Consider the following 26,036-nt stretch of genomic DNA (forward strand, 5'->3'; position numbering starts at 1 on the left):
CCCCTACCCCCCAATGTAAGAATATATTACAACATAACTACCTAAAACTAAAGCTAAAAAGCCAATTATCCCTATTAAACCATTAATAAATTTAAGATTTTGCGGAAAATATTCCAAAAGAATCGTTCTTAAGCCATACATTCCGTGATATAAAGCAGCTACTAAAAGGATAAGATAACTCACCAGCCAAAAGGTATCCTGTCCCCGGGTTTTTACGTTATTGTAATCCAAGGGGTCGTTTACGCCCAAAATATTATCAAGATGCATGTATCCCAGATGTATTCCAAGAAACACCAGTAAAATTAAAGCAGCTACTATGAATAAAAACCACAATTTTGATTCACTCACCAAAACCCCTCCTTTTTAGGCCAAATATATATCATAAACACTTATAACAATTCCTACTAACGCTAAAATCATTAGGAAATACATTAAAGGTCGCTGTTTTAAAGTTGAATATTTATAGGGATACTCCTGACGTTCAGGTTTGCCGATAAAGTAACCAAATTCGGTAAGTATAAGCCGTAAACCGTTTAATCCGTGAAAAACACCTGCCACTACTACCAGGAATTCCCCGAATTTAAATATTGGACTATCAACGGTTCCCATAGCCTTTGCCCATGCATCGGGACCCCCAAGACGAAAAGAAGTTACCACAATATGCAGCAAAAGATAGATAATTAGTCCAAGCCCGGAAATCCGGTGTAAAGTATATAAATATCTTTCAATTCCGAATTTTCCCGCATAAAAGTTACCCTTGATGCCCAAACGATTGTCATACATCTAAAAACCCCTCCTATTAGTACTTTCTTTCCACTGGTTTCCAGGTAGTAATCTTTACCGGCAGGTATTCAAGCCGTGGCCCCTCAGGAGTATAATAAGCTAACGTGTGTTTTAACCAGTTTTCATCATCCCTGTTGGGATAATCTCTACGGGCATGACCTCCGCGGGATTCTTTTCTTTCCAAAGCTCCTAAAACAATAATTTCCGCCAAAGTTAACATATTTTCCATTTCCAGGTATGAAACTAAGTCGGTATTGTAATATTTACTCTTATCTTCCAGTCCGCAATCCTTAAACCGCTGAATTAGCTCCCTTACCTTGTTAAGGGCTGCAGTTAACCCCTTTTCATCCCGATATACTCCAACGTTTTTATCCATGATTTCCCTTAACTCTTTTCTTATTGTATATAAGCTTTCTTTATTTGGTTTATTAAATATTTCGTTAATTCTGGCCTCTTCCCTCAAGACCATTTCTGTCGGTAATTTTGGAAAAGCTTTTTGCTTCTTTACGTACTCATATGCTTTGCCTCCGGTTATACCTCCCCATACCAGACATTCAGCAGTAGAATTTGTACCTAAACGGTTAGCTCCATGAATAGAAACACAGGCAACTTCACCGGCTGCATATACCCCTGGCACCGGAGTTTGTCCATCAATGTCGACATGAATGCCGCCCATTGAATAATGGGCTACAGGCCGAACCGGAAGAGGTTTTTCAATCGGATCAATTCCCGCAAATTTTATGGCCACTTCCCGGATTAGCGGTAAACGTTCATTAATTTTTTCCCTCCCGAGGTGGGTTAAATCCAGTAAAACGTAATCCAAACCATCTTCCCGGGTAAATCCTCTGCCCGCTTCAATTTCCTGCATTTCCGAACGGGAAACAATATCTCTGGGAGCTAATTCCATCATTTTTTCTGCATATTTCCCCATAAAACGCTCCCCTAAGTTATTAATTAAATACCCTCCCTCTCCCCGAGCAGCTTCGGTAATTAAAATTCCCGAAGGAACAAGACCGGTCGGATGAAATTGCACAAATTCCATGTCTTTTAACGGCAAACCTGCCCGGTAAGCTATCGCCATTCCGTCTCCGGTAACAGTGTATGAATACGTGGTGAAACCATAGATGCGGCAGGCGCCACCGGTAGCTATTATTAAAGCTTTGGATTGAAAGACTAAAAATTCTCCCCTGGTTAAATCTATTGCGGTAAATCCCCTGTACTCCCCATCTTCAATCAATAGAGATGTAACCATTACTTCATCATAACGGTGAACGTTGGAAAAGCGCTGAAGATTATCATACATTGTGTGAACTTCAAAAAAGCCCGTTTTATCCGCCGCAAAAACCGCTCGCGGAAACGAGTGACCGCCAAATGGTCTTTGGTCAATTTTTCCGTTTTCCCGGCGGGCCCAAGGTATTCCCCAGTGGTCTAATTTCAAAATTTCTTGGGGAATTAATTCGACAAAACGCCAAACCGCATCTTGATCTGCTAAAAAATCACTTCCTTTAACCGTATCCCAGGCATGCAATTCCGGACTATCCCCTTCGTCAATCCGGAGAGCTGCACCGGTTCCGCCTTCAGCACAAACCGAATGAGGTCTTAAAAGCTGCGTCTTACTGACAAGCGCAATATCCAATTCTCCCTTGGATAAAAAAGCAGCCTCCAACGCTGCCCTAAGTCCAGCAAGTCCGGAGCCAATAATTATCAAATCATGTTTTAGAACGTTCACATCCATCCCCCTCTTTTTTGTAAATTTTTATTCTTTCCGGAATTTCTCCGGACCTACCTCGTATAAATTTTGTCCCCGAGCATCAATAACCACAATTGCAGGAAAATCAACTACTTCTAAGCGGTAAATAGCTTCAGGACCTAAATCCGGATAGGCCACCACTTCACTTTTAACGATTGTTTTTGAAAGTAACGCTCCGGCTCCCCCAATTGCCGCAAAGTATATAGCTTTATTGCGGACAATCGCATCTTGCACTTCCTTATTTCGGAGTCCTTTACCTATCATCCCTTTTAAGCCATAATCCAAAAGGCGCGGAGTATATTTATCCATCCGCCCACTGGTGGTTGGTCCAGCGGAACCAATAACCCTGCCTGGTTTTGCTGGTGTAGGACCTACGTAATAAATTATTTGCCCTTTTAAATTAACAGGTAATTCTTCCCCCTTTTCTAAAAGTTCATACAACTTTTTGTGAGCAGCATCACGGGCGGTAAAAATTACACCGTTAATTAAAACTTCATCACCGATTTGTAATTTCTCAATAACCTCTTCGCTCAAAGGTGTAGTAATCTTAATCATGCTCTCTCACCTCTATAAAATAACAGTTTCATGACGAGCAACATGACAATTTAAGTTAACTGCCACGGGTAAGCTTGCTATATGGGTTGGGTAAGTTTCAATGTGAACTGCTAAAGCTGTAACCCTGCCTCCTAATCCCTGAGGCCCAATCCCCAAATTATTTATCTTTTCCAATAGTTCTCTTTCCAGGGAGTTGTAAAAGGGGTCGGGATTTTGAGTGCCAACTTCCCGTAACAATGCTTTCTTTGCTAATAAGGCAGCTTTCTCAAAAGTACCTCCAATTCCCACACCTACAATTATTGGCGGACAAGGATTAGAGCCTGCTTGACGAACTGTATCAATAACAAATTGCTTTACTCCTTCAACTCCATCAGCAGGCTTTAACATTTTTAGCTGGCTCATATTTTCACTTCCACCGCCTTTAGGTGCTACCGTAATTTTTACCCTGTCTCCTGGAACAATATCAATATGCACCACTGCTGGAGTATTGTCACCAGTATTTACCCGGTTTAGAGGATCCTTCACAATTGATTTTCTCAAGTATCCTTCACTATATCCCTCTCTAACCCCTTGATTAATTGCATCGTGCAAATCCCCCCCTACCAAGTGTACGTCCTGGCCAATTTCTAAAAATATTACCGCAGTACCGGTATCCTGACAAATTGGTAATTCTTCATCTTTGGCTATTTGAGCATTTTCAATAACTCTCTGTAATATTTTTTTACCAACTTCACTTTCCTCATTGTTCGCTGCTACCTTTAAAGCATTTAAAATATCGGTACTTAGTTCCTGATTTGCCTTCACTACTAAAGTTTTTACGGCATTTTTAATTTCCTTAACATCTAAATTACGCATCTATCCATCCCTCCCTATCGGTACTTTAAGCAATTATGATGCCAACGATTTTCAGGCATAAAAAAAACAAACATGCTTCTATTTTTTAAAAATTATAACTTTTATTTTAATTTTTAAAATTACAAATTATATCGCTTTATCTTATTGTAAAGGCTTGCAAGGGAAATTCCCAGTTTTTCGGCAATCATTTTTTTTGCCGATAAGGACCTTCCATATTTCTCCAATGCCATACTTATAACCTCTTTTTCTATGTCCCCCAATTTTTTAATTGGGAAACTTTTTTCCAAAACCGGAGGTTCATTAGCTTTTGAAAAATAGCCATAGAAATGATGCTCGTCTAAATACTCATCATCCACCAAGATTATTGTTCTCTCTAAAAGATTTTCTAACTCACGTATATTTCCGGGCCATGGATAATTTTGAAATAGCTCCTGTGCCTTTGGCGTTAATCCTTTTACCTTTTTGCCAAAGCGCCGATTTAATCTACCGATAATATTTTCTGCTATCAGCAAAATATCTTCTTTATTTCTCTTTCTTAACGGTGGTAGTTCTATATCAATAACTTTTAAACGAAAATATAAATCTTCCCTAAACTTTCTTTCCTTAACCATTCGCTTTAAATCGCGATTTGTTGCTGCAATAACCCTTACATCAGTAGTAATAGTTTCAATACCTCCAACCCTTTCAAATTGCTTATCTTCCAAAACTCGCAAAAGCTTGGCCTGTAAAAATAAATTTAAATCGCCAATTTCATCTAAAAATATCGTTCCCTGATGGGCTAATTCAAACTTTCCCATCTTGGTTTTGGTTGCCCCGGTAAATGCCCCTTTTTCATAACCAAACAGTTCACTCTCTAATAAATTTTCAGGTATAGCAGCACAGTTAATTTTAACAAAAGGTTTTGAGGAACGACTACTTTCCATGTGGATTGCCTGGGCAAACATTTCCTTACCGGTTCCACTTTCACCTAACAGAAGAACCGTGGCATCACTTTTTGCGGCCTTTTTCGCTATTTTTTTGGCCTCTAAAAGTTTTTCATCCTTTCCAATAATATCGTTAAAAGTATAACGACAACCGGAAAGCTCCGAAAGCTTTTGACTAAAGCTCTCTAACATTTCCTGAGTTTTACTGAGTTGTTCGCTAATTTTCAGAATATCCGTAACCGTTTGAAATACCACAGCTCCACCGCTTAATTTTCCATCGATAAATATCGGTACAGCATTTGATACCACTTCTGCTTTACTTCCCCCCACTAAAGTTCGGTGCCCGATAACCGGTTTCATTAACTTAATGGCCTGGGCTAAAGCTCCATAGGGGGAAACTTCGAAAATATTTTTGCCAATTCTTTCTTCCTTTTCGATACCAGTTATGCGGGTAAACGCTTGATTGATGTATTTAATTTCGCCTTTTTCGTCGGCTATTTCAATTCCCTCCTGGAGAGAATCTAAAATTTTCAGAAGCTCTTCCCGCATTTTCTGGGCAAGCACTAAATCGGTAATCTGACTTAACCCTTTATTATCGGCAATAAAAAAATCAGGATTTGCCATCACCGCTTGTTCCACATTCTGGACTTTGACTATTGGCAATCCCTTTAAAAACTCCGGCTCCAATTCTCCTAAATAATAAATCGTCACTGTTCATTCCTCCGTTTTTAATTTTATAAATTTTTATTCTATAAATTATAAGTTTTTCCTGCAAAATAATTTCGAACTTATGTTTTCAAAAACCTAAAACATTATTATAATAAACTTAAAAGCTACCAAAATGAGGTGATTTTTGCGTGAAAAACTCCCTTCTTTCGCACCAGGAAAAAAAAATAATCTCATTTATAAAGCAATACCTCAATGAGAATGGATATCCTCCCACAATTCGAGAAATCTGTCAGGGTGTTGGATTAAGCTCTCCCTCCACTGTTCATCACCACTTGAAAAACTTGGAAAGCAAAGGCTATCTGCAACGAAATCCAACCAAACCACGAGCCTTAGAACTTGTAGCCGAAAAAGCACCGGAAGAGCTTTTATCAATTCCCTTATTGGGCAATGTTGCTGCCGGTTATCCAACTTTAGCCATTGAAAATGCCGAAGAAGAAATGCAAATACCCAAGTCCCTATTTCCGGAAAAAGAGTTATTTGCTTTGCGCATTAAGGGAGACAGTATGATCGAGGAAGGAATACTGCCAGGAGATGTGATAATTGTAAAAAAGCAAGAAGTAGCCGAAAACGGTGACATCGTTGTCGCTTATTTAGAGGGAGAAGTTACTGTAAAAAAATTCTGGAAAGATAGTGTGAATGGAGTGATTAAATTAATTCCAGCAAATTCAAAATACGAACCGATTATCATAAACCGGGAAACAAAAATATTGGGTAAAGTTATAGGCTTGTTAAGACGATATTAAATAAGCCAGCAACTTTTGCTGGCTTATTTCCATATTTTTAAAGCTTCCTTTAACAAATCCTGGTGCAGTTCCGCAGGTAGTTCCAGCCAAAATACTTTATCCTTACTTTGGTAGTAGTAATGCACTCTACCCATGCCATAAGTTTTAAAAACCTTTAAACCCTCAATTTCAATCGCCTCTGGATAGCTGAAAGGACTTTTACCTATAGCCGCTTTTATCTTCCGGTCCATAAGATCACACAAGTAAGCTGCCTCCTGTACTGAATTGGCCTTTGAAATCCAAATTCGGGCTTCCTTTTAATAGTTTTTATAGGTAATAACTTCAGCTGCTTTGATATCAATTAGTTTTCCATGTAAGTCGTTCACGGCGGCAATTGCTGCATTTCCCTTGATATCTTCTACCCGATACATTTCAGCAAAAGTTTCCGGTGCTAAATTAAGTTCCAAATCTTTTTTTTCAAAGTAATTAACCACAAAAAAGGCACCAAGAATAATCCCCCAAAAAATTCCCAATGCCAGTATTGCTCTTTTCATGGTTTAACTCCTTTTATCTAAAGCCTCTTTTATTAACTCCAATTCCCGTTTAATTTGCTTTTGCCTTTGTCCCAAGACCACAGTATAGAGAAAAATTAATGTCCAAATAATAAAATACGCTAAAGCTAAAGCAGTTAATTTACTCATTTTCTTACCCCCCTAACCGTAAAATTTTTCATTGACTATATCCTTTAAACGATTTAACTCCCGGTGCAGCAAATTAATTCTTGCGCTTTTTACTAACAAGTAAATATATAAAGCTGTAAAGGCAAACAGGCTTATAAAAAAGGCTGGCTTCATGGCAGGGTCCAAACCGCCCGATGGATTATTAAAAATAATTGGATGAAAAGTCTTTTGCCACCAGCGACCGGCAGCAAAAACCAGGGGAACATCTAAAAAGCCAATAATGCCAAAAATTGCTGCAAAACGTGCCGTTTTTTCTTCTTCCCCCGCCGCAAGCCTTAACACTACGTATGCTAAATAGATAAACCACATAATAATTGCAGTAGTTAATTTAGGATCCCAGGTCCACCAGGCATTCCATACCGTTTTCGCCCAAATAGGTCCGGTGGTAATAACAATAGTAGTAAACACAACTCCTATCTCTGCCGAAGCCAGGCTGATCCCATCCCAGTAATAATCCCTTTTAATTAAAAACATAATACTCCCTACAAAGACCACAAAAAAGGCTAAAAACGCAACCCAGGCAGCCGAGACATGAAAATAAAAAATTTTTTGAACGATCCCCATCATTTTCTCCTCGGGGGCAACCACAAAAACCATGTAAATTGCCACCGAAAGAACTACGTATGCTAATAGTCCCAAAAAATAATCCCAAACTCTATCCCTCTCCATCTTAACCAATTACACCTCCAGTAAGATTTCAAAAAGCATTAAAGGTACCACAATAAACAGTAAGTCATAAACCCCCAGAATTTTAAGCCAAATACTCCATTCGCTAAAGGGAAGATTGAAAAAAACACCTTTAGTTGCCGCCACACTTCCCAAAATAACCGGAATTAAGACCGGAAAGAGTAGTACAGGCAGCAGTATGTCACTTGCCCGGGTATTAGCAGCCAAAGCAGCCAAAAAAGTTCCTATGGCTACAAATCCTAAACTACCAAAAAATAAGATAATCAAAAAAAAGCCAAATTTTTGGGGAACAGGAATGTTTAAAAAGATAAAAAACAGAGGTAAAGTTAAAATTTCAATAATCAGTAAGAAAACCAAATTACTTAACATTTTTCCCAAAAAAATTACACTGCGATCCACCGGAGCTAACATTAATCCCAATAAACAATCCTGATTTTTTTCTATAAAAAAGGAACGATTTAACCCTAAAAGGCCTGAAAAGAAAAAGGTTATCCATATTATTCCGGGAAAAATATCGTTTACAATCTGTTTTTTAACATCAAAAGCAAAATTAAAAATTACCAGCATTATTAAGGCAAAAACTAACATTACACTTAGCATCTCTTTGGAATGAAATTCAGCTTTTATGTCTTTTTCCACAATAGCTAATGCCTTTTTAAAAAAGGTCATGCAGAAATCCCAACCTTTTTTCGGTATATTTCTTTTAAACTCTTTAAATCATAAAGATTAGCTTCATCGAAAACCAGTTGTCCGCGATTTAAAATTAATATCCGATCGCTAAGTTCGACCCCTTCTTCAAAGTTGTGGGTAATCATTAAAATGGTTCGTTTTCTTTGCTTTAACGTTTTTAAAACATTGTTTAAAATATCTATAGCTTGCTGGTCTAACCCGGTATAAGGCTCATCAAAAAGGACGATTTCCGGATCGTTTAACAAACAGCGGGCAATAGCTAAGCGCTGGAGCATGCCCCGGGAAAAAGTTTTTACCTGCTGGTAAAAGCTAAGTTCCAAGCCTACCTGTTGAATAACTTCCCTTACCCTTTCTTCAAGGTTTTTTACCCCATACATTTTTCCGTAAAAGAGCAAATTATCCCGGGCCGACAGGGAATCATACAGAAAGGAATTATGGGAAATTACCCCAAGCTTTTTCCTTAAAGCAACACCACCTTCATTTACAGCTATTCCGTTAATTTTTATTACACCAGAAGTTGGCTTCATTAAAAGAGAAAGAATTTTAAATAACGTACTTTTGCCAGCTCCATTGGGTCCAAGAACTGTTATAAACTGGCCATCTTCAACGTTAAAACTTATATTTTTTAAAATTACCTTGTCCCCGATCTTTTTCGTTACATTCTTCACTTCAATCATGGCCTACACCTATTCGGAAAGTTTTTTAAGCTCTATTTTGATCTTTTTTAGCTGTTCTTTATAATTATTTAAAAGTTCCTGATATTCTTCTTCAGTTACCTCAGCCTTACCGTACTTTTCTTCCAAAAGCTCCACTTTGGCCAAAATTTCCTGCTCCTGGGCTTTTAATTGTTTTACTTTTTCCAAAAACTCCTCATCATCTAAAGACTCGTGTTTACTCCGGTAAAGCATTACTAAAGCTACCACTATTCCCCCAATAACCAAAAGCAAAAAGACAAGCCACAGGTGAGGATCGGTATTACCAAGGGGTGAATTTTTCCACCGTTGTATATGCTCCGGACTATGAAATTTCAAATTAGTAGTTTCTTCACTATAGATTTGAGGTGCTTTTTGCCAGTTCCCCTGGCCGGCTGTAAGGTTTAAAGTTATCTTGGTATTTTCCTTTAAATTTCCAGTTGCGTAGACATCAAAAGACTTACCATTGATTTCTAATACACCTTGAGGAGTTAATTCTCCGCTGTTTATGGTAAACTCCCCGGGCGTTGTTAAAACGGCAAAAACATCACAGCTATAGGGAAAGTAAAGGATTAAACTTTTTTTATCGGCAAAAGGTAAAGAGTAATTTATGCTAAGCTTTACCGCAGTAAGTCCCCCGGTAGTGAGACCCAGGCCATCTGGAAAGCGGATATATTGCTCTTCCTTTATCCCGCTTACGTTTAAATCGGTAAAACCCTGAGGCAAAGGAAGAAAAACTTCAACAACCTTTCCGTTGTGCTGTTCCTTGTAGCCTTGAGGTATGTCAATTTGAAGAATTTGCTGAACGTTAAGATTGGAACCGTTTTTTGCAAGAAACAAGTGATTCAACCTGACCACCGGTTTTTCCCCGGCAAAGACAGAAGTGCAAAGACCAAACAAGAAAAAGGTAATTATAAAGAAAAACTTAAAAGCAGCAAAAAATTTTTCTTTCATCTAACCCCTCCGTTTTTTGTTGCGAAGTCTTTGAAGTTCTTCTTCAATTTCTTTCTCAATGTCCCGCTCAACCTGCACTTTATCTTCCAATTTGGACTGTTTTTTATCTCCTAAAAGTTCGTTGTAAGCTTTTAGGATTAAGCTTGCTTCTTTGGCATAACGGCTTTTTAACTCCTCATAATCTTCCTTGGCAATTTTCCCCATGTGATAATCAAACTCAATCTCGCTTAGGGTTTTAAAAATTGCTTCTTTATCCTTAAGTAGCTTTTCTTTTAAAGATGCGGTTTTCTTTGTTTCATCGGTGGATTTTACAAAGAAAGGATAAATTACCAAAAATCCACATAATGCCAAGAGCAAAATATCGATTACTATGGCCATTATTCTGCCTCCTTAGCTAAGCTTGGTCCACCTATAACTCTGGGCCCCATCTCCGCCCCTTTACCCGGCCAGAGGGCAAAAACAGTACCAAAAATGAGGAAATATCCGCCAATCCAAATCCAGGCAATTAAAGGATTGACTTTAATTTTAAAAATCGCCGTATCCTGATTTTCCCAGCCGGCTAAAACCACATACAGGTCTTCCTTTAATGAACCTTTTATTGCCACCTCACTGGTGGGGTTTGGTTCATTAGGATAAAAGTTTTTGGAAGGAACAAGACGGGTAAGGTACTTGCCGTCTTGATAGACATCAATATCGGCAACTACGGCATCAACATTGTTCATTCGTACCTCTCTTAACCCTTTAAATTCAATAGTATAATTTTTAATTGTAACTTTTTCATTAGTTGTTAAAGTTACATTTTTTTCAATATCATACAGGGACGAGCCGGTAATACCAATGGCAATCAAGACTAAACCAATATGAATGATATAACCGCCGTATCTTCTCCGGTTCTTTGCAAAAAGGTTTATTAAAGCCTTAACAAAATTTTCACCGGTAAGTTTAACCCTTGTCTTAACTCCTTTAAAAATTTCATATAAAGTGGCAAAAAGAACAAAGAAATTAATAAAATAGGAGGCCACCGCCCAGGGTTTTCTAACTCCTACGATAAGCAAGTAAATGATAACCACTAACGCTAAAAACAAGGGAACGGTAAAATTACGGAAGATACGCGAAACTGACGCTTTTCGCCAGGCAATTAACGGGCAAATTCCCATTAGCAAGATAAAAGCCAGGAATATCGGAACATTCACTGTATTGAAAAAAGGAGCACCTACTGTTACCTTTTCACCGGTTAGCAGTTCAGAAAAAAGCGGAAAGGTTGTCCCCCAAAAAGTAGCAAAAGCTGCTCCTACTAATAGCAAGTTATTTAATAAAAAGCTACTTTCTTTTGAAATAATCGATTCAAATTCTTTTCCTTCCCGCAAGAAATTAAGACGATCAATTAAAAGGTATAAAGAGCCAACTAACGCCAACAACGTAAATACCAAAAAATAACGGCCCAAACTCTGGTCGGCAAAAGCATGAACCGAAGATAAAACTCCACTTCTTGTTAAAAACGTGCCAAATAAAGTCAAAACATAAGTTATGCTGATAAGAAAAATATTCCAGACTTTTAGCATATCTTTTCGTTCTTGGACCATTACTGAATGAAGAAAAGCACTTCCCGTAAGCCATGGCATGAAAGAAGCGTTTTCGACAGGGTCCCAGGCCCAATATCCTCCCCAGCCAAGCTCCACATAAGCCCATTCCATTCCGGTCAAATTTCCTAAACTTAAAAACAACCAGGCCAGTACCGTCCAGCGTCGGGTAACTTTAATCCATTCATCCCCTGGATATTTGGCAATCACCGCCGCCATGGCAAAAGCATAGGGTACAGCAAACCCTACATAGCCCAAATAAACCGCTATGGGGTGAATTACCATTCCCGGATTTTGTAACAGGGGATTAAGGCCATTTCCTTCAACCGGAGGAGGATTCAAGATTACAAAAGGTTTGGATATAAAAGATAACACAAATAAGAAAAATAAGTTATTAATATTAAGAATCGTCAAGGCAATTGGTTTAATGCGAGGTACTGCGTTATTTAAAGCAATGGCCAAACTGTACAAACTCAATACCCAAGCCCATAATAAAAGGGAACCTTCATTTCCAGCCCATAACGCGGAAAAACGATAGAAAAGGGGCAAGTCCGAACTGGTATAATGAGCCACATATTGAATAGCAAACTGCCCGCTTAAAAGAAATATTTCCAGAATTACAATGGCAATGGTTGTATTTATAGCAATGGCAATTGATGCACCTTTTACACTCTCCGCTAAAATAGAATTGTTTGACCGTATGGCAATTATGCCGGCTACTACTGCATAAGCACTTAGTAAAAATCCTAAAACCAGTGCAAAACTTCCGACATTTGCTAAAAATAAGTTATCCATCTCGCCTGCCTCCTGCATTTATTGTTGTTTTTTTTCATATTTTGACGGACATTTCACTAAAAGAGTATCTGCTTGGAAAACCTTACCATCGTATTTGCCTTCCACAACTATTTGGGCTTCCGGATGTTCAAGATTATCAGGTTTTACATCATTATATACGACGGGTAATTGAGTTTTTTCCGAGCCTTTGATCGGAATCATTATAAATTTTAATTCTAATGCTTTGGCATTCCAGGAAATAGAACCGGGTAGCACCCTCCCTTCAATCCGCATTTTTTGGTCAACAGCATTTTCATAAACTATCTTATAAACCGCCTCATCAACTTGCAGGGAATAACTGGTACCGGACGAGGCGAAAGCCGAAATAAAAAGAAACGCTATGGCAATAACAATAATACCGCTTCCCACCAGAATTTTGGTCCTTTGATTCATTACGTTAACCCTCCTGTTCTAACGCCTTTTTAAGTAGCTTTCGATACTCTTCTTCCGTTATTTTCCCTTCAATAAACATCTTTTTTAATACTTTTTTGTTTACGACTTCACTTTCGTTTTTATTTTTGGAATTTACAAGGTAAAAAGCAATAACTGCACCAATTACTAAGATCATTAAAATAATTATAGTCCCCACAATAAGGCTGGAATAACTTGAAGAATTACTGTTTTTTTGATTCGAACTTTGCTGAGTTTTCGCCTGTTCCTGTAAACGATTTAAGGCAGTCTGATAATCTTCCTTGGGCACTACCGGAGTGGTATCATTTCTTACATAAGAAATAGCAAAAGAAAGAGCTCTCTGATTGTTTAAAGTAAAACTATGAAGCTTTAAACCCTCGTGGGTTTGGGTTATCAGTTCATTTTTAAGAGACGTTTTAAAAAACCCAGCCCCGGGAGGTTCTAAAATCTTTACGCTTAACTCACTTATGGTAAACGGAAATTGTATATTTGTTTCTACTTTCTTTTCCGGCGATGAAAGTTTTCCAAAATGAAATTGGATAAATAGATTCATTTTCTCCTGTGGCTTTAAAACAGGATTTAACATTATTTTTAACGCCAGCTGTTTATCTTTATTTTCTAAATTAAACGGAAGATAGCTAAGTTCTCCAGTTTCCCTGACAAAAGCAACTTTGTCAACGCTGGTGTCCGCCGGAAGAAGAAAACTTAATTCTTTCACTTCGGAATTTCCTTCATTAAAGATAATACCGGAAAAGGTGGCTAAGATATTTCCCGTCTGGTCGTATTCAGGAAAAAGGTTCACCTCAAAATGCTTCGAGGTAACCGTTTCCTGCGAGTAAACCGGGCTTATAAAAAAAATCACAAAAGCAAGTAAAAGAAAAATAGCTAACAAAAAACGCTGCTTTGACATTTAACCACTCCCCAAACGATATTCATGATTTTAAGTATTAAGTATTATAGAATTTCTTTATGATATGATAATTTCGACAATGAATCAGAAATCCCTTTTTTACTTTAAAAAATAATTTAAAGAAAATTTCTCGTAAAAACTCTCAATTAAGAGCATCCCATACTCTAAAGCTATACCCCCCTGAAAATAAACAACATAGGGTGGAATAAAAGGCCCATCCGCTGACAAATCAATTGATGAACCCGCAACAAAACTTCCCGAAGCCATAACAATCGGAGAGTCATAACCCGGCAATAATGACGGCTCAATCGTTACAAAATTATCAATCGGGGAATACTCCTGAACCGTTTGCACAAATTTCAGCATTTTTTCCTTATCCCTAAAAATTAATGTTTGAACAATATCACCTCTTTTGGAAAAAGCCTCAGGCAAAACCTCAACTCCAGTTTTCTCCAAAAAATACGCTAAAAGTACGGCAATTTTAAGAGCTTCCCCAACTACTTTTGGCGCAAAATAAAATCCCTGTAAAATATCCCGGGCAAACCCCAAGGAAGGTCCAACCTCTTTACCCAAACCCGGTGCCGTCAACCGATATGCCGCTTGCTCAATTAGTTCTTTTTTTCCGGCCAAATAACCCCCGGTTGGAGCAATGCCGGCACCAAGATTTTTTATTAAGGAACCAGCTATTAAATCTGCTCCCATTTCAATGGGCTCACAGGGTTCAACCATCTCCCCGTAACAATTATCAACTAAGACCACAAGGTTAGAACTATACTTTTTAGCGATTTTAATTATCAATTTTATTTCCTCATTTAAAAGAGTTGGTCTAAGATCATAGCCACGGGATTTTTGGATGAAAAGCATCCTGGTATTTTTCTGAATATTGTTTTGAAAAATTACTTCTAATTCTTCGGGATTAGTTGTAAAGGGTAAAATTTTATAAGTTATACCCCATTCCTTTAATGAACCTTGATTTTTACCCCGTTTGCCTATAACCTCTTCAAAGGTTTTATAAGGATTGCCAAAGATTAAAAGCTCATCCCCGGGCCTTAAGACGGCAAAAAGTCCCAAAGTAATTGCATGGGTACCAGAAACAATCTGAGGTCTTACCAAGGCATCTTCGGCTCCAAAATAGGAGGCAAAAACCGTTTCCATCTTATCCCGAGCCGTATCGCCGTAACCGTATCCGGTAGTAAATACAAAATCGGAGTAGCTAATTCGCGCCTCCCTAAAAGCTTTTTGCACCTTTTGAGCATTTTGGTAAACAACCGTATCTATAAGTTCAAATTGCGTTTTAACGTCCTGCGGAATTTTCAGCATCGCCTTCTTAACTCCTTTACTTAAAGATTAAGGGCTAAAATTGCTTTTTCCAAATCTTCCTTTTCCAATACTAAAAGATCTTCTTTAGTTACCTTACTTTTACCTAAAAGCCTTACGGCCTGTCGCCTTATTGCCTTTTCAATAATATTTCTAATTAAACGAGCATTTCCACTACTTTTTTTGCTTTGGTCAAGGTGCTTTAATTTATATTTTAAATAAAAAGCTGCCTCAGAAGAAAACAGGTATTCCCAATCTTCCAAGAACTTTTCAGCAATAAAAAAAAGCTCCTCATCGGTATAATCGGGAAAGGTTATCTCAATGGGAAAGCGGGATTTAAGCCCCGGGTTTTGCTCTAAAAGATAATTCATCTCATCATAATACCCGGCTAAAATAATAACGAGATTGTCCCGATAATCCTCTGCCCCCTTCACTACAACATCTATTGCTTCCCGGCCAAAGTCTTTGTCGCCACCCCGAGCTAACGAATATGCTTCATCGATAAATAAGACCCCTCCCAAAGCTTTTTTTAACTGTTCCCGTGTTTTTAATGCAGTATGGCCAATATACTCCCCTACCAAATCAGCCCTTTCAACTTCTATTAAGTGGCCTTTTGTTAGGATACCAATTTCTTTAAAAAGCTTACCTATAATCCTGGCAACCGTGGTTTTTCCGGTACCAGGATTTCCTTTAAACACCATATGCCAGCTAACGTTATTTGTTTTAAGCTTTTCCTGAACTCTTTTTTTGTGAATTTGAGCTAACGCATATATTTCAAAAACCATCTCTTTAACTTCAATCAACCCAACCATCCGATCAAGCTCTTTTAACAAAGAAGATACCTGGTCAAATTTTTCAATTTCGGTTTTTGAGGGAGAAGCAGTATTGATAGAATTTATTAATGTTACTTTCATAACCGTCCCTCCTCTTGGATCGGGAATAAAACTCCCTTTTTTCTAAAAAATTATTAAAGAGGAGGTTATTAATATGAAAAAACTTTTCTTTTCCCTTTTTTTTATCATCGGTTTTTGGGGAGCAAATTTTCCCGTTTATGTTAATTTGAACTCTCAACCTCAATTAATTGTCATCGATCCCGGACACGGTGGAATCGATCCGGGAGCAGTTAACAGTTGGGTAAAAGAAAAAGACCTCAACTTAACTGCCTCTTTATATTTAAAACAATTTTTAGAAAATGCCGGCGCTATTGTAACCTTAACTCGAAACGGTGATTACGATTTAAAAGACCTCTACCCTGGACCCGGTTCCCGCCAATTCAAGGACATTGAAAACCGGAAAAAGTACATTGAAAACCTAAACCCAGACTTTTTTATTTCAATTCACGTTAATTCCGGGAACTTTAGAAAAAAGTATTTTGGTCAAGTTTTTTACGGAAGAAACCCCATAAATGCCGAATTTGCCAGTATTATACAGGATTCTCTCAATAAAATTTACAATGTTTCAAAATCACCCCAAATCGCAGATTTCCTAATTCTTTCTGCCAGTACCCCCGGAGTATTAATTGAAATAGGTTTTATTGATGATAAACGGTTACAAAATAGCGATTTTTTAAAAAAGGTTTGTCAAGAAATTGCCAGTTCAATTATAAAATGCTTAAACCAAAAAAAGCAGATTTCTCAACTAAAAGGCGAATCCAAATTGTTAATTATTATTGACGACTTCGGAAATAACAGCGATAGTCTGGTGGATTTTTTAAAACTTAAACTGCCCTTTACTGCTGCGGTTATGCCCTTTTTAAACAATACACATCAAGAAGCCAAAGCCCTTTACCAGAGTGGAAACGATATTATAATCCACTTGCCGATGGAGCCCAAAAGCTATAAACGTTCCTGGCTAGGACCAAGACCAATTATGGTTAATCTAACCCCACAAGAAATAACTTCGCTATTAATTGCAGCATTAAAAGAAAATCCTTGGGCAATTGGAATAAATAATCACACCGGTTCCAGAGCCTGCGAAGATGAAAAAATAGTAAAAACAGTCCTTAGTTTTTGTCAAAAAAACAATTTAGCGTTCATTGACAGTCAAACCACGCCTAATTCTCTCTTTCCCCTCTTGGGCAGTGAATTTGGGGTTGTGGTGTTAAAGCGAGATATTTTCTTGGAAGTTAACGGCAAAGAGGAAAAAAACATCATTGAACAACTTAAAAAACTACAAAGCATCGCTCAAAAAAAGAACTTGGGTATCGCCATTGGTCACGTTGGTTATGAAGGCGGAAAACCAACCGCCAACGCCCTTAAAAAAGTACTACCGGAACTGCAAAGACAGGGGTTTAAAATATGTACGTTAAGCGACCTCATTAAAAAACACCCCTAAGAAGGGGTGTTTTCTTCATTTCCACCTTTAGCCAGGTAAGTATTAACTGGTCTTTGGGGAATTATGGTAGAAATTGCATGTTTATAAATCATATGCTGTTTTCCTTCACTTTCCAAAATTACAGTAAAATTGTCAAACCCTTTTACAAAACCTTTAAGCTGAAAACCGTTAATTAGAAAGATCGTAACCCCCACATTTTCCTTACGTACCTGATTTAAAAAAGCATCTTGCAGATTTAATTGATTCTTGGACATTGGTTTCCCTCCATCTCTCTTTATTTAAATTAAAAATTCTACAAAAAATTGTTTACTCCTGCCTCGGTAATTATTTTTTCAGTAATTTTTTCTAAGCTTTCTTTACCCGAATCAAACCATTTTATCCTGGGGTCCCGCCGAAACCAGGTGAGCTGCCTTTTGGCAAATCTGCGGGTATCCCTCTTAATCAGGTAAATTGCTTCATCCAGGGTTATTTTTCCTTCCAAATACTGAACAATTTCTTTATAGCCAAGAGCTTGCATGGCAGTACTTTCTTTAAATCCCATTTGCAAAAGTCTCTTTACTTCAGCAATCAGCCCTTTTTCAATCATTTTATCCACGCGTTCATTTATCCGCTGGTACAGAAGGGCTCTATCCATTGTCAAACCGTAGTAAAGCAAGCGGTACTGCGGTTTGGATTGTTTTCCCCTCTCCCAATAATAACTTATAGGTTTACCAGTATGTTCATACACTTCTAAAGCTCTGATAATTCGCCTTAAATCGTTGGAATGAATTTTTTGTGCGGCTACTGGGTCAATTTTTTCCAACATCTGGTGAAGGTATGAACTTCCTTTTTCTTTTGCTGCCTGTTCCAATTTTCCCCTGAAAACAGGATCAAAGGAAAAGTCAGTAAAATCGTAGGGGTCAATAACCGAGCGAATATATAATCCCGTACCACCCACAATAATTGGAATCTTTCCCCGTTCATTAATTTCTTTAATTAATCTCCTGGCCTCTTTCTGAAACAAAGCCACACTGTATTTTTGAAAAGGTTCTAAAATATCAATTAAATGATGGGGTACCCCCTCCCTTTCTTCCGGCAAAACTTTTGCCGTTCCGATGTCCATGTATTTGTACACCTGCATTGAGTCTCCAGAAATAATTTCACCGTTAATTTTTTTAGCAACTTTTATCCCTAAGGCTGATTTCCCAACGGCAGTAGGCCCAACAATTATAATTAATTTTTCGCTCATAACTGTACCTCAATTACCCCAAAAGCAATTTCACTGTCTTTTCCCGCTATTATTTTATCAAAAAACGGCAATAACTTTATTTCCTCCTTTCTTCCCTTAACCACAACCCTCTTTCGCGCAACACTACAAGCATTCCTTAACACTTCTTCATTTATATAGTCCTTAGCAGCAACATTTCTTAACCTTAAAATATGGGCAGATTTTCCTGTTGTTTTTTTAAACATTGGATCAAAATAGACAACATCAAAACTTTTAGGCGGTAGTTTTACTAAAAAATCAGTAAAATCACCATGTTTTACTTTAATTTTTCGCATTGGATTTATTAAATCAGGGTCTTCATCATATGTTTTGAGCCCATTGGAAGTTAACAGGTAAATTATCTTACTTTTTTCTAAACCTACCACTAAGCCATCTTTTACTGCATATTGAGCAACTATACTGTCCTGAGCAAGCCCTAAGGTACAATCCAAAACCGACATCCCGGGAACCAGTCCCATTGCTTTTATCATAACATCTTCTTGCCCTTTTTTCATCCCCTTAATTCTAATTTTTGCCATTCCGGGATGAAAATATAACTTGGACATATCAGAAAAAACTAATTCCAAGTTTTTTTTTGTTACCACTAAAACCGGCATATCTCGGGCAATTTCCATTAAGCTTCTTTTATTTCTGGCAACATAGGGAAAACCAGAATCGAGCGCTAAACTTAGCGCTTTTTTTATTTGTTCCTCAGTCGGATTTAGACTTGTGGTAATTATTGCCCTCTCCATAAATTAAATTATCTCCTTTTTATCTAAAAAACTTTTTATTTATTTCAGTTAAAGATAATTCATAAATTGTTGGCCTCCCGTGAGGACAGCTCAAAGGATAATTGGTTTTAAATAACTCCTTTACCAGATTAGTCATTTCGCTGTACGTTAATTTTTCACCAAATTTAACAGCATTTTTGCAGGCAAAAAGTTTTAGGGCTTTTTCCCGAAAACTAACCTGCTCTTTTTGCTCCATAATTTCGTATAAATACTCTTCCAAAACATTGGCGATATTATTTTGAGGAAAATCCTCTGGAATTTCCCGAACAAGATATTCACCCGGACCAAACGGTTCAATATGTAAGCCAATTTCCAGGAAGTTTTGGTAATTTTCCTGAAGAAAAGCTTCCAATTCGGGAGAAGCTTTTATCCTCACGGGAAAAGTAAGCACCTGGCTGTAAAAGGGATTTAATTTAGTTTGGTATTTTTCGTATAAAATTCGCTCGTGAGCTGCGTGCTGATCAATTATAAGTAGTTTATCATTTTTTTCCACAATTATATACTTTAAAGAAAACTGCCCTATAACCTGAAAGTTTAATTCCTTCGCAAAGTCTTTATTTAGAGAAAAAGTCAGATTGTCGCTTGTGGAAAAAATATCTTCTTTTTCCAATAATTTGTCACTATTACCAGAAAACTCTTCAGCAAAATAAGTAACCTGCCAATAATCATTGTCTTCACTTTTAGTATTTGTTTCTCTTGCAGGGGAAAAAGATTTTAGGGAAGAACTTTTAGCATTTACCAACTTATTTCTGATTATCGTCCGAACATCCAAATAGATTTTTTGTTCATCCATAAACTTGACTTCCAACTTCTGGGGATGTACATTTACATCCACCCAGGTACCCGGAACAACCACTTCTAAAAAAACAAGAGGCTTTAAACCAGTTGGAAGTAAGCTTTCATAAGCATCGTCGATAGCTTTAGTTAAGATTCCGCTTTTCACCAAACGTTTATTAACAGCAAACACCTGTAATTTACGGTGGGGTTTCCCTGCAGGTGGCAAGGCAATTCCACCTTTTATAAAAAATCCTTCACCCAGTTTTTCCTCTAACATAAGCAAATTGCCTTTTTCTAAACCCCAAAATCGGGCCAGCAACCCCAATTGCTCCTGAATTCCCGCCGAACTGTAAATCTTTTTTCCATCAATAAAAAGGGAAAATTTAACCCCGGGGTACAGTATTGCCATTTTTTCTATAAATTGCCTAATAAGTCCTGCTTCCGTTTGTCCGGACTTTAAAAATTTTTTGCGGGCAGGAGTATTAAAAAAAAGGTCGGAAACAGTAACAACGGTACCATAAGCCATACCGACTTCGGTTAAATTTATTACTTCCCCGGCATGGGCTATTAATTCATAGCCATTATTTTCTCCCCGAACTCTACTTTTGATTGATATTTTACTTACCGCCGCAATACTATATAAAGCCTCTCCTCTAAAACCAAAGCTCTCTAAATAATAAAGATCATCAAAGCTTGCTATTTTACTGGTAGTATGGCGTAAAAGGGCATCTGGCAGTTCCTCTGGCGGAATTCCAATACCATCATCTTCCACTACAATTTTCCCTAATCCACCTTCTTCAATATAAACATTTATATTTTGGGCTTTGGCATCAAGGCTATTTTCTACCAGCTCTTTCACCACCGAATAAGGGCGTTCTACTACTTCGCCTGCGGCAATTTTTTTTATTACTTCATCAGGTAAACGCTTAATTTTTGGCATTTTATTTTTCCCCCAAAGCTTTTTGCCGTAGTTCATATAATTTATTTAAAGCCTCCAACGGTGTCATACGAATCAGGTCTAATTCAATTAATTCTTTTATTACACCCGAAGGCTCTGGCTTTTCCTCAAAAAGCGATAACTGAACCGGTACTGTATCTTTAACTTTTAGCCCCTTATCCTCGAACCTTGCTAATATTTCATAGGCCCTTTCCACCACTTCCCGCGGTAAGCCAGCAAGCTTTGCTACATAGATCCCGTAACTTTTATCGGTTTTGCCGGGCACAACTTTATGGAGAAACTTAACTTCTTCTCCTTTTTCCTGAACCAGGACCGTAAAATTTTTGACTCCAGGAATTTCCCCTTCTAAGCCCGTTAATTCGTGGTAATGGGTTGAAAAAAGCGTCCTTGCTTTGATTTTTTTTTGAATATATTCAATAATTGCTTCCGCAATACTTATACCGTCATAGGTAGATGTTCCTCTACCAACTTCATCTAACAAAATTAAACTCCGGGATGTTGCATTTCTTAAAATATTATTACATTCAATCATTTCTACCATAAAAGTACTTTGTCCTTTGGCCAGATCATCGGTGGCACCAATTCGGGTTAGGATTTTATCCACCAATCCAACCCTGGCATATTCCGCAGGAACAAAGCTACCAATCTGTGCCAAAATTACAATTAAAGCAGCCTGTCGCATGTAAGTACTTTTACCGGCCATATTGGGGCCCGTAATTAAAAGAAGCGAATTTTCCTTGGTGTCAAGGTATAAATCATTGGGAACAAAATTGGCCCGGCCAACACTCTTTTCAACCACCGGATGGCGGCCATTTTTTATTTCCAAAACCGGTTCAGCGGTAATGACCGGTCGCGTAAAGTCATACTCAATTGCGGCCACCGCCAGGGAAATTAAAAAATCCAAAAGCGCAACAGCACTTGCAGCTCTTTTTAAATCTTCCTGATATTTTAAAATTTCCGAGCGGATTTCACAAAAAAGCTCATATTCCAAATTGGCAAGCTTTTCACTTGCACCTAAAATAAGGTTTTCATAATGTTTTAATTCTTCAGTAATAAACCTTTCGGCATTAACCATTGTTTGCTTTCTTTGATAATCAGCGGGTACTAAGTGCAAGTTAGCTTTCGTTACTTCGATAAAATAGCCAAAAACTTTATTGTAATTAACTTTCAATGACTTTATTCCCGTTCTTTCCCTTTCTTTCTTTTCGTAATTAATTATCCAATCCTGCCCTTCCTCCCGGGCTTTCCGGTACTCGTCAACGGTTGGATTATATCCGTTTTTTATAATACCGCCGTCTTTTGGTGAGACTGGAGGGTCATCAACTATACTTTTATCAATTAAATTATAAACCTCACGCATTTCTGGAAGATTTTTATAAATTTCGGCAAATAAAACTGACTTATTTTTTACATGGTTAATGCTGTTTTTAATATGCCATATTTGGGGAAGAGATTGTTTGATTTTAATTAAATCTTTTGGATTTATTGTTCCGCAAACTAATTTAATGGAAAGTCTTTCTAAGTCATATAAATTCTTCAGGTTCTCCCGTAAGTTTTCTCTCAATTCATAATCATTTACCAAAATTTCCACAGCATCCAAGCGGTCAGCAATTGCTTTTAAATTTAACAACGGTTTTGTGAGCTCTTCCTTTAATTTTCGAGCGCCCATAGCGGTCTGGGTAAAATCAATAATTCCCAATAAAGAAGAAGAATTGTCTTCACGGTTTCGTAAAATTTCCAAATTTTTCCGAGTACTTTCATCAAAATATAAATAACTATCAATTTGATAAAACTCCGGTTGCCCAAAGATACTTAAAACCGCTGGTTCAATTCTTTTTAAATAACTAATTAAAATTTTATAAGCTTCTTTTGACGCTTCAGGACCTTTAAAAGCAATTTCAATTTCTTCCGCCGGCAATTTTTCCAAGTAATTAACAATACCGGTAATATCTTTTAACAGAAAATTATTTTTAAAATTTTTTAATACCACCGCTTCAGTGGGTGCCAACCGGCGAATTTCGCTTGCCAAGACTTCTATTTTACCTTCATCAACAGACGTTATTCCCAAATATCCTGTAGAAACTTCCGCAACCGCCAGGGCAATTAACCCATCTTTTTCTGCCAGGGCAATAATATAATTATTGGTCTTCTCTTGCAAAAAAAACTCTTCGGTAACCGTTCCGGGAGTATATATTTTGGTAACTTCCCGCTTCACCAGTCCCTTGGCTTTTTTCGGATCTTCCACCTGTTCACAAATTGCTACTTTATATCCCCGGGATAAAAGCTTGGCAATATAGCCCTGAGCCGAATGATAGGGAACCCCACACATGGGTACCCTTTCTTCCTGTCCAGCATCCCGGCCGGTTAAAACAATTTCCAGCTCCCGGGAAGCAATTACCGCATCTTCAAAAAAAAGTTCGTAAAAATCTCCCAAACGAAAAAATAAAAGACAGTCGCTGTATTGCTTTTTAATGTCAAGATATTGCTTCATCATCGGCGTAAAGCTCATATTAAACTAAAACCCCTTCCAGGTGGAATAATTTACCTTCGGTAATTTTTACCTTTACTAACTTTCCTACTAAATCCTCATTTCCATTAAATACTACCAGCTTATTAGTTCGGGTCCGGCCAGCTAATTTTGTTTCATCGGTCTTGCTTTTTCCTTCCACCAATATTTCGTGAATGTTTCCTTCCTCATTTTTGTTTAATTCTAAACTAATCCCATTTTGTAATTCAATCAGTTCCTGAATTCTTCTACTTTTTACCTCCTCGGGCACCTGGTCTTTCATTTCAGCAGCAGGTGTTCCGGTCCGCTTATTATACACAAAGGTAAAAGCACTATCATATCTGACCTTTCTCACCAAATCTAAAGTTTGTTCAAAATCTTCTTCGGTTTCTCCAGGAAAGCCCACAATTATATCGGTAGTGAAGCTTACTTTGGGAATTTTGGCCCGTATCTTTTCCACAAGGTTTAAATAATATTCCCGCGTATATCCGCGATGCATTGCTTTTAAAATTTTATTGGAACCGGCCTGTACCGGAAGATGAAGGTGTTCACAAATCTTCCGGGAAGAAGCCATCACCTCAATAACATCGTCAGTTAAGTCACGAGGATGGGAAGTGGTAAACCGTACCCGCCAAAGTCCATCTATCTTCTCGATATCCGCTAAAAGTTCGGCAAACATAGGCTTTCCCTTTAAATCTTTTCCGTAAGAGTTAACGTTCTGGCCAAGGAGCGTCACCTCCCTGTAGCCTTCAGCCACTAATTGCCTTATTTCCTGTAATATATCTTCCTTTTTACGGCTTCTTTCCCGACCGCGCACATAGGGGACAATGCAGTAGGTACAAAAATTGTTACACCCATACATTATCGTTACCCAGGCCCGCACGCCCGGCTCTCTTTTGACCGGAATACCTTCTACAATTTGCCCTTCCGACTGCCAGACCTCCAAAACCCGCTCGTGCTTTTCAAAAACCCTTTCTAAAATTTTCGGTAGTTCAGGAAGATTATGGGTTCCAAAGATAAAATCTAAGTGGGGAAATCTTTCTAATAAACGTTTGGCAACTTTTTCCTGCTGGGGAATACATCCTCCAACCCCGATTACTAAATCGGGATTTTCCCTTTTTAATTTTTTCAGTTCTCCGATTTTAGTAAAAACTTTATTTTCCGCAGTTTCCCGAACACTGCAGGTATTTATGATTATTAAATCGGCAGTTTTTTCTTCAGGACTCGGCACAAATCCCATACTTTCCAAAATCCCGGCAATTGTTTCCGAATCATGAACATTCATCTGGCAACCATGGGTTATTATATAGTAGCTTTTCTCTGCCATTTTTATTGCCTCCAATCTTCTTTTTCTCATAAAAAGTATAGCAAAGGAAAATCCTAAAATAAAGGTAATCTAACAGAAAGGAGGATGAAGGTGGGCGACCTGCAGGAAGAGTATATTACTTTGGCCTTAAGCGAAGGTATTCAAAATTTAGAACAAACCTGTCGGATTTATCAAACCATAATTTCAAAGCATTCCGATAAAGTAATTCGGGAAGCCGCTCTTAGAGGTTTAGAAGGAAAACAAAAACAAATAAAAAATCTTTTAGAAATTGCCAATGCCTATAACTTTAAAGTAAAGCGGGGGATTGAATGGAACTAAAAGATCTTTTGCTAATGGCTTTAAAGGCTGAGAGGCAAAACTACCTTTTCTTGGCCGAAATGACCGTTAAAATTAAACACCCCGAATTAAGAAGTTTATTTTCCGAACTACAAGCGGAAACGTTAAGGCAGATATTTCTTTTAGAAACCCTGGTCGAAGAAAAACTGAGTTCACCCCCGGTAGTTAAAAAACTAATTTCTTTATTTAGAAAATAACACATCGTCAATATAATACTTTACGGCAGTTACTACAATTAAGGCAACGATATTTAAACCAAAACTATACCAGTAGCTCCATTTTAAATGTCGGTAAACACCAAAAATTTCTGCTAACCTCTCCACTCCGGTAAAAAGCAGGGAAATTAACGGAATATAAAGCCAAAGCCAACGTTCCCTCGGCTTAAAACCCCAAAAGATGATACCCAGTAAAAAACCGTTAAGTAAATAAAATAAAGGCAAATTATAAAAACTGGGCATACCGTAAAAAACATATAATCTTAACTTAACCGCTGTGTAGTCCACAATAAACATGAGCAAAATGGTAATAAGACCCGTTAAGTAAGAAATTTTTTTTCTCGGTCTTAAAAATACGACAATAATCAATAAATTAAATAAAAAGTACAAGTACCAGAACATCTTTACCTCCTG

The 26,036-nt window shown here is 37.7% G+C and carries 30 protein-coding genes; 4 read left to right on the top strand and 26 right to left on the bottom strand.

Annotated features, from left to right (window positions below; genetic code table 11):
* Window positions 1-3: 3 nt before the first annotated feature.
* From CHY_RS06375 to CHY_RS06400, 6 genes are all read right to left on the bottom strand, one after another.
* The gene (locus tag CHY_RS06375; protein ID WP_011344278.1) at window positions 4-348 is read right to left on the bottom strand and encodes a succinate dehydrogenase hydrophobic membrane anchor subunit; all 345 of its coding nucleotides are present in this window, start codon (window positions 346-348) and stop codon (window positions 4-6) included.
* A 15-nt stretch (window positions 349-363) separates the two neighbouring features.
* Complete coding sequence (sdhC, locus tag CHY_RS06380; RefSeq protein ID WP_011344279.1) at window positions 364-783, bottom strand: succinate dehydrogenase, cytochrome b556 subunit; 420 nt, start codon at window positions 781-783, stop codon at window positions 364-366.
* Between the two features lie 16 nt (window positions 784-799).
* The gene (locus CHY_RS06385; protein WP_011344280.1) at window positions 800-2,518 is read right to left on the bottom strand and encodes a succinate dehydrogenase/fumarate reductase flavoprotein subunit; all 1,719 of its coding nucleotides are present in this window, start codon (window positions 2,516-2,518) and stop codon (window positions 800-802) included.
* A gap of 21 nt (window positions 2,519-2,539) precedes the next feature.
* Entirely contained in the window at window positions 2,540-3,088 is a 549-nt protein-coding gene (locus CHY_RS06390) for a Fe-S-containing hydro-lyase (protein ID WP_011344281.1), read from the bottom strand.
* Window positions 3,089-3,100: 12 nt separating this feature from the next.
* On the bottom strand, window positions 3,101-3,943 hold the full coding sequence (locus tag CHY_RS06395; protein WP_011344282.1) for a fumarate hydratase: 843 nt from the start codon (window positions 3,941-3,943) through the stop codon (window positions 3,101-3,103).
* 119 nt (window positions 3,944-4,062) lie between these two features.
* On the bottom strand, window positions 4,063-5,577 hold the full coding sequence (locus CHY_RS06400) for a sigma-54 interaction domain-containing protein (protein WP_162485069.1): 1,515 nt from the start codon (window positions 5,575-5,577) through the stop codon (window positions 4,063-4,065).
* Between the two features lie 146 nt (window positions 5,578-5,723).
* On the opposite strand from CHY_RS06400, the gene lexA reads away from it, so the two are divergent.
* Window positions 5,724-6,338, top strand: a complete 615-nt coding sequence (gene lexA / locus CHY_RS06405) for a transcriptional repressor LexA (RefSeq protein WP_011344285.1) — start codon at window positions 5,724-5,726, stop codon at window positions 6,336-6,338.
* A gap of 23 nt (window positions 6,339-6,361) precedes the next feature.
* Here the strand turns inward: lexA and CHY_RS06410 are convergent, their stop codons facing one another.
* The 13 genes from CHY_RS06410 to spoVK form a co-directional block, all read right to left on the bottom strand.
* Window positions 6,362-6,580 (bottom strand): hypothetical protein, encoded by a 219-nt coding sequence (locus CHY_RS06410; RefSeq protein WP_041537692.1) that lies wholly within the window; start codon window positions 6,578-6,580, stop codon window positions 6,362-6,364.
* A 54-nt stretch (window positions 6,581-6,634) separates the two neighbouring features.
* Window positions 6,635-6,871, bottom strand: a complete 237-nt coding sequence (locus CHY_RS06415; RefSeq protein ID WP_011344287.1) for a hypothetical protein — start codon at window positions 6,869-6,871, stop codon at window positions 6,635-6,637.
* Window positions 6,872-6,874: 3 nt separating this feature from the next.
* Complete coding sequence (locus CHY_RS13005) at window positions 6,875-7,018, bottom strand: CcmD family protein (RefSeq protein WP_011344288.1); 144 nt, start codon at window positions 7,016-7,018, stop codon at window positions 6,875-6,877.
* Window positions 7,019-7,030: 12 nt separating this feature from the next.
* The gene (locus CHY_RS06420; protein WP_041537944.1) at window positions 7,031-7,726 is read right to left on the bottom strand and encodes a cytochrome c biogenesis protein; all 696 of its coding nucleotides are present in this window, start codon (window positions 7,724-7,726) and stop codon (window positions 7,031-7,033) included.
* Window positions 7,727-7,735: 9 nt separating this feature from the next.
* Window positions 7,736-8,413, bottom strand: a complete 678-nt coding sequence (locus CHY_RS06425) for a heme exporter protein CcmB (protein WP_011344290.1) — start codon at window positions 8,411-8,413, stop codon at window positions 7,736-7,738.
* Window positions 8,410-9,111 (bottom strand): ABC transporter ATP-binding protein, encoded by a 702-nt coding sequence (locus CHY_RS06430; protein ID WP_011344291.1) that lies wholly within the window; start codon window positions 9,109-9,111, stop codon window positions 8,410-8,412. The genes CHY_RS06425 and CHY_RS06430 overlap by 4 nt, the downstream gene beginning before the upstream one ends.
* 9 nt (window positions 9,112-9,120) lie before the next feature.
* Window positions 9,121-10,080: a hypothetical protein gene (locus CHY_RS06435; RefSeq protein ID WP_011344292.1), complete on the bottom strand. Its 960-nt coding sequence runs from the start codon at window positions 10,078-10,080 to the stop codon at window positions 9,121-9,123.
* Window positions 10,081-10,458 (bottom strand): hypothetical protein, encoded by a 378-nt coding sequence (locus tag CHY_RS06440; RefSeq protein ID WP_011344293.1) that lies wholly within the window; start codon window positions 10,456-10,458, stop codon window positions 10,081-10,083. It abuts the gene before it with no gap.
* A complete protein-coding gene (locus CHY_RS06445) occupies window positions 10,458-12,455 on the bottom strand; it encodes a heme lyase CcmF/NrfE family subunit (protein ID WP_011344294.1) in 1,998 nt (665 codons plus the stop codon). The genes CHY_RS06440 and CHY_RS06445 overlap by 1 nt, the downstream gene beginning before the upstream one ends.
* A gap of 18 nt (window positions 12,456-12,473) precedes the next feature.
* The gene (locus CHY_RS06450) at window positions 12,474-12,887 is read right to left on the bottom strand and encodes a cytochrome c maturation protein CcmE (RefSeq protein WP_011344295.1); all 414 of its coding nucleotides are present in this window, start codon (window positions 12,885-12,887) and stop codon (window positions 12,474-12,476) included.
* 4 nt (window positions 12,888-12,891) lie between these two features.
* The gene (locus CHY_RS06455) at window positions 12,892-13,815 is read right to left on the bottom strand and encodes a hypothetical protein (RefSeq protein ID WP_011344296.1); all 924 of its coding nucleotides are present in this window, start codon (window positions 13,813-13,815) and stop codon (window positions 12,892-12,894) included.
* Window positions 13,816-13,914: 99 nt separating this feature from the next.
* Window positions 13,915-15,135 (bottom strand): aminotransferase class I/II-fold pyridoxal phosphate-dependent enzyme, encoded by a 1,221-nt coding sequence (locus CHY_RS06460; protein WP_011344297.1) that lies wholly within the window; start codon window positions 15,133-15,135, stop codon window positions 13,915-13,917.
* A gap of 20 nt (window positions 15,136-15,155) precedes the next feature.
* The gene (gene spoVK / locus CHY_RS06465) at window positions 15,156-16,046 is read right to left on the bottom strand and encodes a stage V sporulation protein K (protein WP_011344298.1); all 891 of its coding nucleotides are present in this window, start codon (window positions 16,044-16,046) and stop codon (window positions 15,156-15,158) included.
* Between the two features lie 73 nt (window positions 16,047-16,119).
* Between spoVK and CHY_RS12745 the strand changes: the two genes are divergently transcribed.
* Entirely contained in the window at window positions 16,120-17,466 is a 1,347-nt protein-coding gene (locus CHY_RS12745; protein WP_011344299.1) for a divergent polysaccharide deacetylase family protein, read from the top strand.
* On the opposite strand, the gene hfq is transcribed toward CHY_RS12745, so the two are convergent.
* From hfq to miaB, 6 genes are read right to left on the bottom strand one after another with little or no spacing between them, the layout of a single operon-like run.
* The gene (gene hfq / locus CHY_RS06475; RefSeq protein ID WP_011344300.1) at window positions 17,463-17,720 is read right to left on the bottom strand and encodes an RNA chaperone Hfq; all 258 of its coding nucleotides are present in this window, start codon (window positions 17,718-17,720) and stop codon (window positions 17,463-17,465) included. The two genes, CHY_RS12745 and hfq, sit on opposite strands and share 4 nt — an antisense overlap.
* A 38-nt stretch (window positions 17,721-17,758) precedes the next feature.
* Window positions 17,759-18,694 carry a tRNA (adenosine(37)-N6)-dimethylallyltransferase MiaA gene (gene miaA / locus CHY_RS06480; RefSeq protein WP_011344301.1) on the bottom strand — a complete coding sequence of 312 codons (936 nt, stop codon included), beginning with the start codon at window positions 18,692-18,694 and terminating at the stop codon, window positions 17,759-17,761.
* A complete protein-coding gene (locus CHY_RS06485) occupies window positions 18,691-19,464 on the bottom strand; it encodes a class I SAM-dependent methyltransferase (protein WP_011344302.1) in 774 nt (257 codons plus the stop codon). Before CHY_RS06485 ends, miaA begins: the two co-directional genes overlap by 4 nt.
* Window positions 19,465-19,483: 19 nt before the next feature.
* Window positions 19,484-21,220, bottom strand: a complete 1,737-nt coding sequence (gene mutL, locus CHY_RS06490; protein ID WP_011344303.1) for a DNA mismatch repair endonuclease MutL — start codon at window positions 21,218-21,220, stop codon at window positions 19,484-19,486.
* A gap of 1 nt (window position 21,221) precedes the next feature.
* The gene (mutS, locus tag CHY_RS06495; protein WP_011344304.1) at window positions 21,222-23,747 is read right to left on the bottom strand and encodes a DNA mismatch repair protein MutS; all 2,526 of its coding nucleotides are present in this window, start codon (window positions 23,745-23,747) and stop codon (window positions 21,222-21,224) included.
* A gap of 1 nt (window position 23,748) precedes the next feature.
* Window positions 23,749-25,071: a tRNA (N6-isopentenyl adenosine(37)-C2)-methylthiotransferase MiaB gene (gene miaB, locus CHY_RS06500; RefSeq protein ID WP_011344305.1), complete on the bottom strand. Its 1,323-nt coding sequence runs from the start codon at window positions 25,069-25,071 to the stop codon at window positions 23,749-23,751.
* A 90-nt stretch (window positions 25,072-25,161) separates the two neighbouring features.
* Here miaB and CHY_RS06505 point away from each other — a divergent pair, with 90 nt between their 5' ends.
* Both CHY_RS06505 and CHY_RS06510 read left to right on the top strand, forming a co-directional pair.
* Window positions 25,162-25,389, top strand: coding sequence for a hypothetical protein (locus CHY_RS06505; protein WP_041537695.1), 228 nt, complete (start codon window positions 25,162-25,164; stop codon window positions 25,387-25,389).
* The gene (locus tag CHY_RS06510) at window positions 25,380-25,604 is read left to right on the top strand and encodes a hypothetical protein (protein ID WP_011344307.1); all 225 of its coding nucleotides are present in this window, start codon (window positions 25,380-25,382) and stop codon (window positions 25,602-25,604) included. The genes CHY_RS06505 and CHY_RS06510 overlap by 10 nt, the downstream gene beginning before the upstream one ends.
* Here the strand turns inward: CHY_RS06510 and CHY_RS06515 are convergent.
* Window positions 25,590-26,024 (bottom strand): hypothetical protein, encoded by a 435-nt coding sequence (locus tag CHY_RS06515; RefSeq protein ID WP_011344308.1) that lies wholly within the window; start codon window positions 26,022-26,024, stop codon window positions 25,590-25,592. The two genes, CHY_RS06510 and CHY_RS06515, sit on opposite strands and share 15 nt — an antisense overlap.
* Window positions 26,025-26,036 lie beyond the last annotated feature (12 nt).

This window comes from Carboxydothermus hydrogenoformans Z-2901 (genome assembly GCF_000012865.1).
Taxonomy (GTDB): Bacteria; Bacillota; Z-2901; order Carboxydothermales; family Carboxydothermaceae; genus Carboxydothermus; species Carboxydothermus hydrogenoformans.

Coding starts and splice junctions, on each gene's coding strand:
- CHY_RS06455 (WP_011344296.1), bottom strand. CDS start 13,815: ATGTCAAAGCAGCGTTTTTTGTTAGCTATTTTTCTTTTACTTGCTTTT.
- CHY_RS06425 (WP_011344290.1), bottom strand. CDS start 8,413: ATGACCTTTTTTAAAAAGGCATTAGCTATTGTGGAAAAAGACATAAAA.
- CHY_RS06515 (WP_011344308.1), bottom strand. CDS start 26,024: ATGTTCTGGTACTTGTACTTTTTATTTAATTTATTGATTATTGTCGTA.
- CHY_RS06435 (WP_011344292.1), bottom strand. CDS start 10,080: ATGAAAGAAAAATTTTTTGCTGCTTTTAAGTTTTTCTTTATAATTACC.
- CHY_RS06510 (WP_011344307.1), top strand. CDS start 25,380: ATGGAACTAAAAGATCTTTTGCTAATGGCTTTAAAGGCTGAGAGGCAA.
- miaB (WP_011344305.1), bottom strand. CDS start 25,071: ATGGCAGAGAAAAGCTACTATATAATAACCCATGGTTGCCAGATGAAT.
- CHY_RS06390 (WP_011344281.1), bottom strand. CDS start 3,088: ATGATTAAGATTACTACACCTTTGAGCGAAGAGGTTATTGAGAAATTA.
- mutL (WP_011344303.1), bottom strand. CDS start 21,220: ATGCCAAAAATTAAGCGTTTACCTGATGAAGTAATAAAAAAAATTGCC.
- CHY_RS06385 (WP_011344280.1), bottom strand. CDS start 2,518: ATGGATGTGAACGTTCTAAAACATGATTTGATAATTATTGGCTCCGGA.
- CHY_RS06415 (WP_011344287.1), bottom strand. CDS start 6,871: ATGAAAAGAGCAATACTGGCATTGGGAATTTTTTGGGGGATTATTCTT.
- CHY_RS06420 (WP_041537944.1), bottom strand. CDS start 7,726: ATGGAGAGGGATAGAGTTTGGGATTATTTTTTGGGACTATTAGCATAC.
- miaA (WP_011344301.1), bottom strand. CDS start 18,694: ATGAGCGAAAAATTAATTATAATTGTTGGGCCTACTGCCGTTGGGAAA.
- CHY_RS06485 (WP_011344302.1), bottom strand. CDS start 19,464: ATGGAGAGGGCAATAATTACCACAAGTCTAAATCCGACTGAGGAACAA.
- CHY_RS12745 (WP_011344299.1), top strand. CDS start 16,120: ATGAAAAAACTTTTCTTTTCCCTTTTTTTTATCATCGGTTTTTGGGGA.
- CHY_RS06445 (WP_011344294.1), bottom strand. CDS start 12,455: ATGGATAACTTATTTTTAGCAAATGTCGGAAGTTTTGCACTGGTTTTA.
- CHY_RS06395 (WP_011344282.1), bottom strand. CDS start 3,943: ATGCGTAATTTAGATGTTAAGGAAATTAAAAATGCCGTAAAAACTTTA.
- sdhC (WP_011344279.1), bottom strand. CDS start 783: ATGTATGACAATCGTTTGGGCATCAAGGGTAACTTTTATGCGGGAAAA.
- hfq (WP_011344300.1), bottom strand. CDS start 17,720: ATGTCCAAGAATCAATTAAATCTGCAAGATGCTTTTTTAAATCAGGTA.
- CHY_RS06430 (WP_011344291.1), bottom strand. CDS start 9,111: ATGATTGAAGTGAAGAATGTAACGAAAAAGATCGGGGACAAGGTAATT.
- CHY_RS06460 (WP_011344297.1), bottom strand. CDS start 15,135: ATGCTGAAAATTCCGCAGGACGTTAAAACGCAATTTGAACTTATAGAT.
- spoVK (WP_011344298.1), bottom strand. CDS start 16,046: ATGAAAGTAACATTAATAAATTCTATCAATACTGCTTCTCCCTCAAAA.
- CHY_RS13005 (WP_011344288.1), bottom strand. CDS start 7,018: ATGAGTAAATTAACTGCTTTAGCTTTAGCGTATTTTATTATTTGGACA.
- CHY_RS06450 (WP_011344295.1), bottom strand. CDS start 12,887: ATGAATCAAAGGACCAAAATTCTGGTGGGAAGCGGTATTATTGTTATT.
- CHY_RS06440 (WP_011344293.1), bottom strand. CDS start 10,458: ATGGCCATAGTAATCGATATTTTGCTCTTGGCATTATGTGGATTTTTG.
- mutS (WP_011344304.1), bottom strand. CDS start 23,747: ATGAGCTTTACGCCGATGATGAAGCAATATCTTGACATTAAAAAGCAA.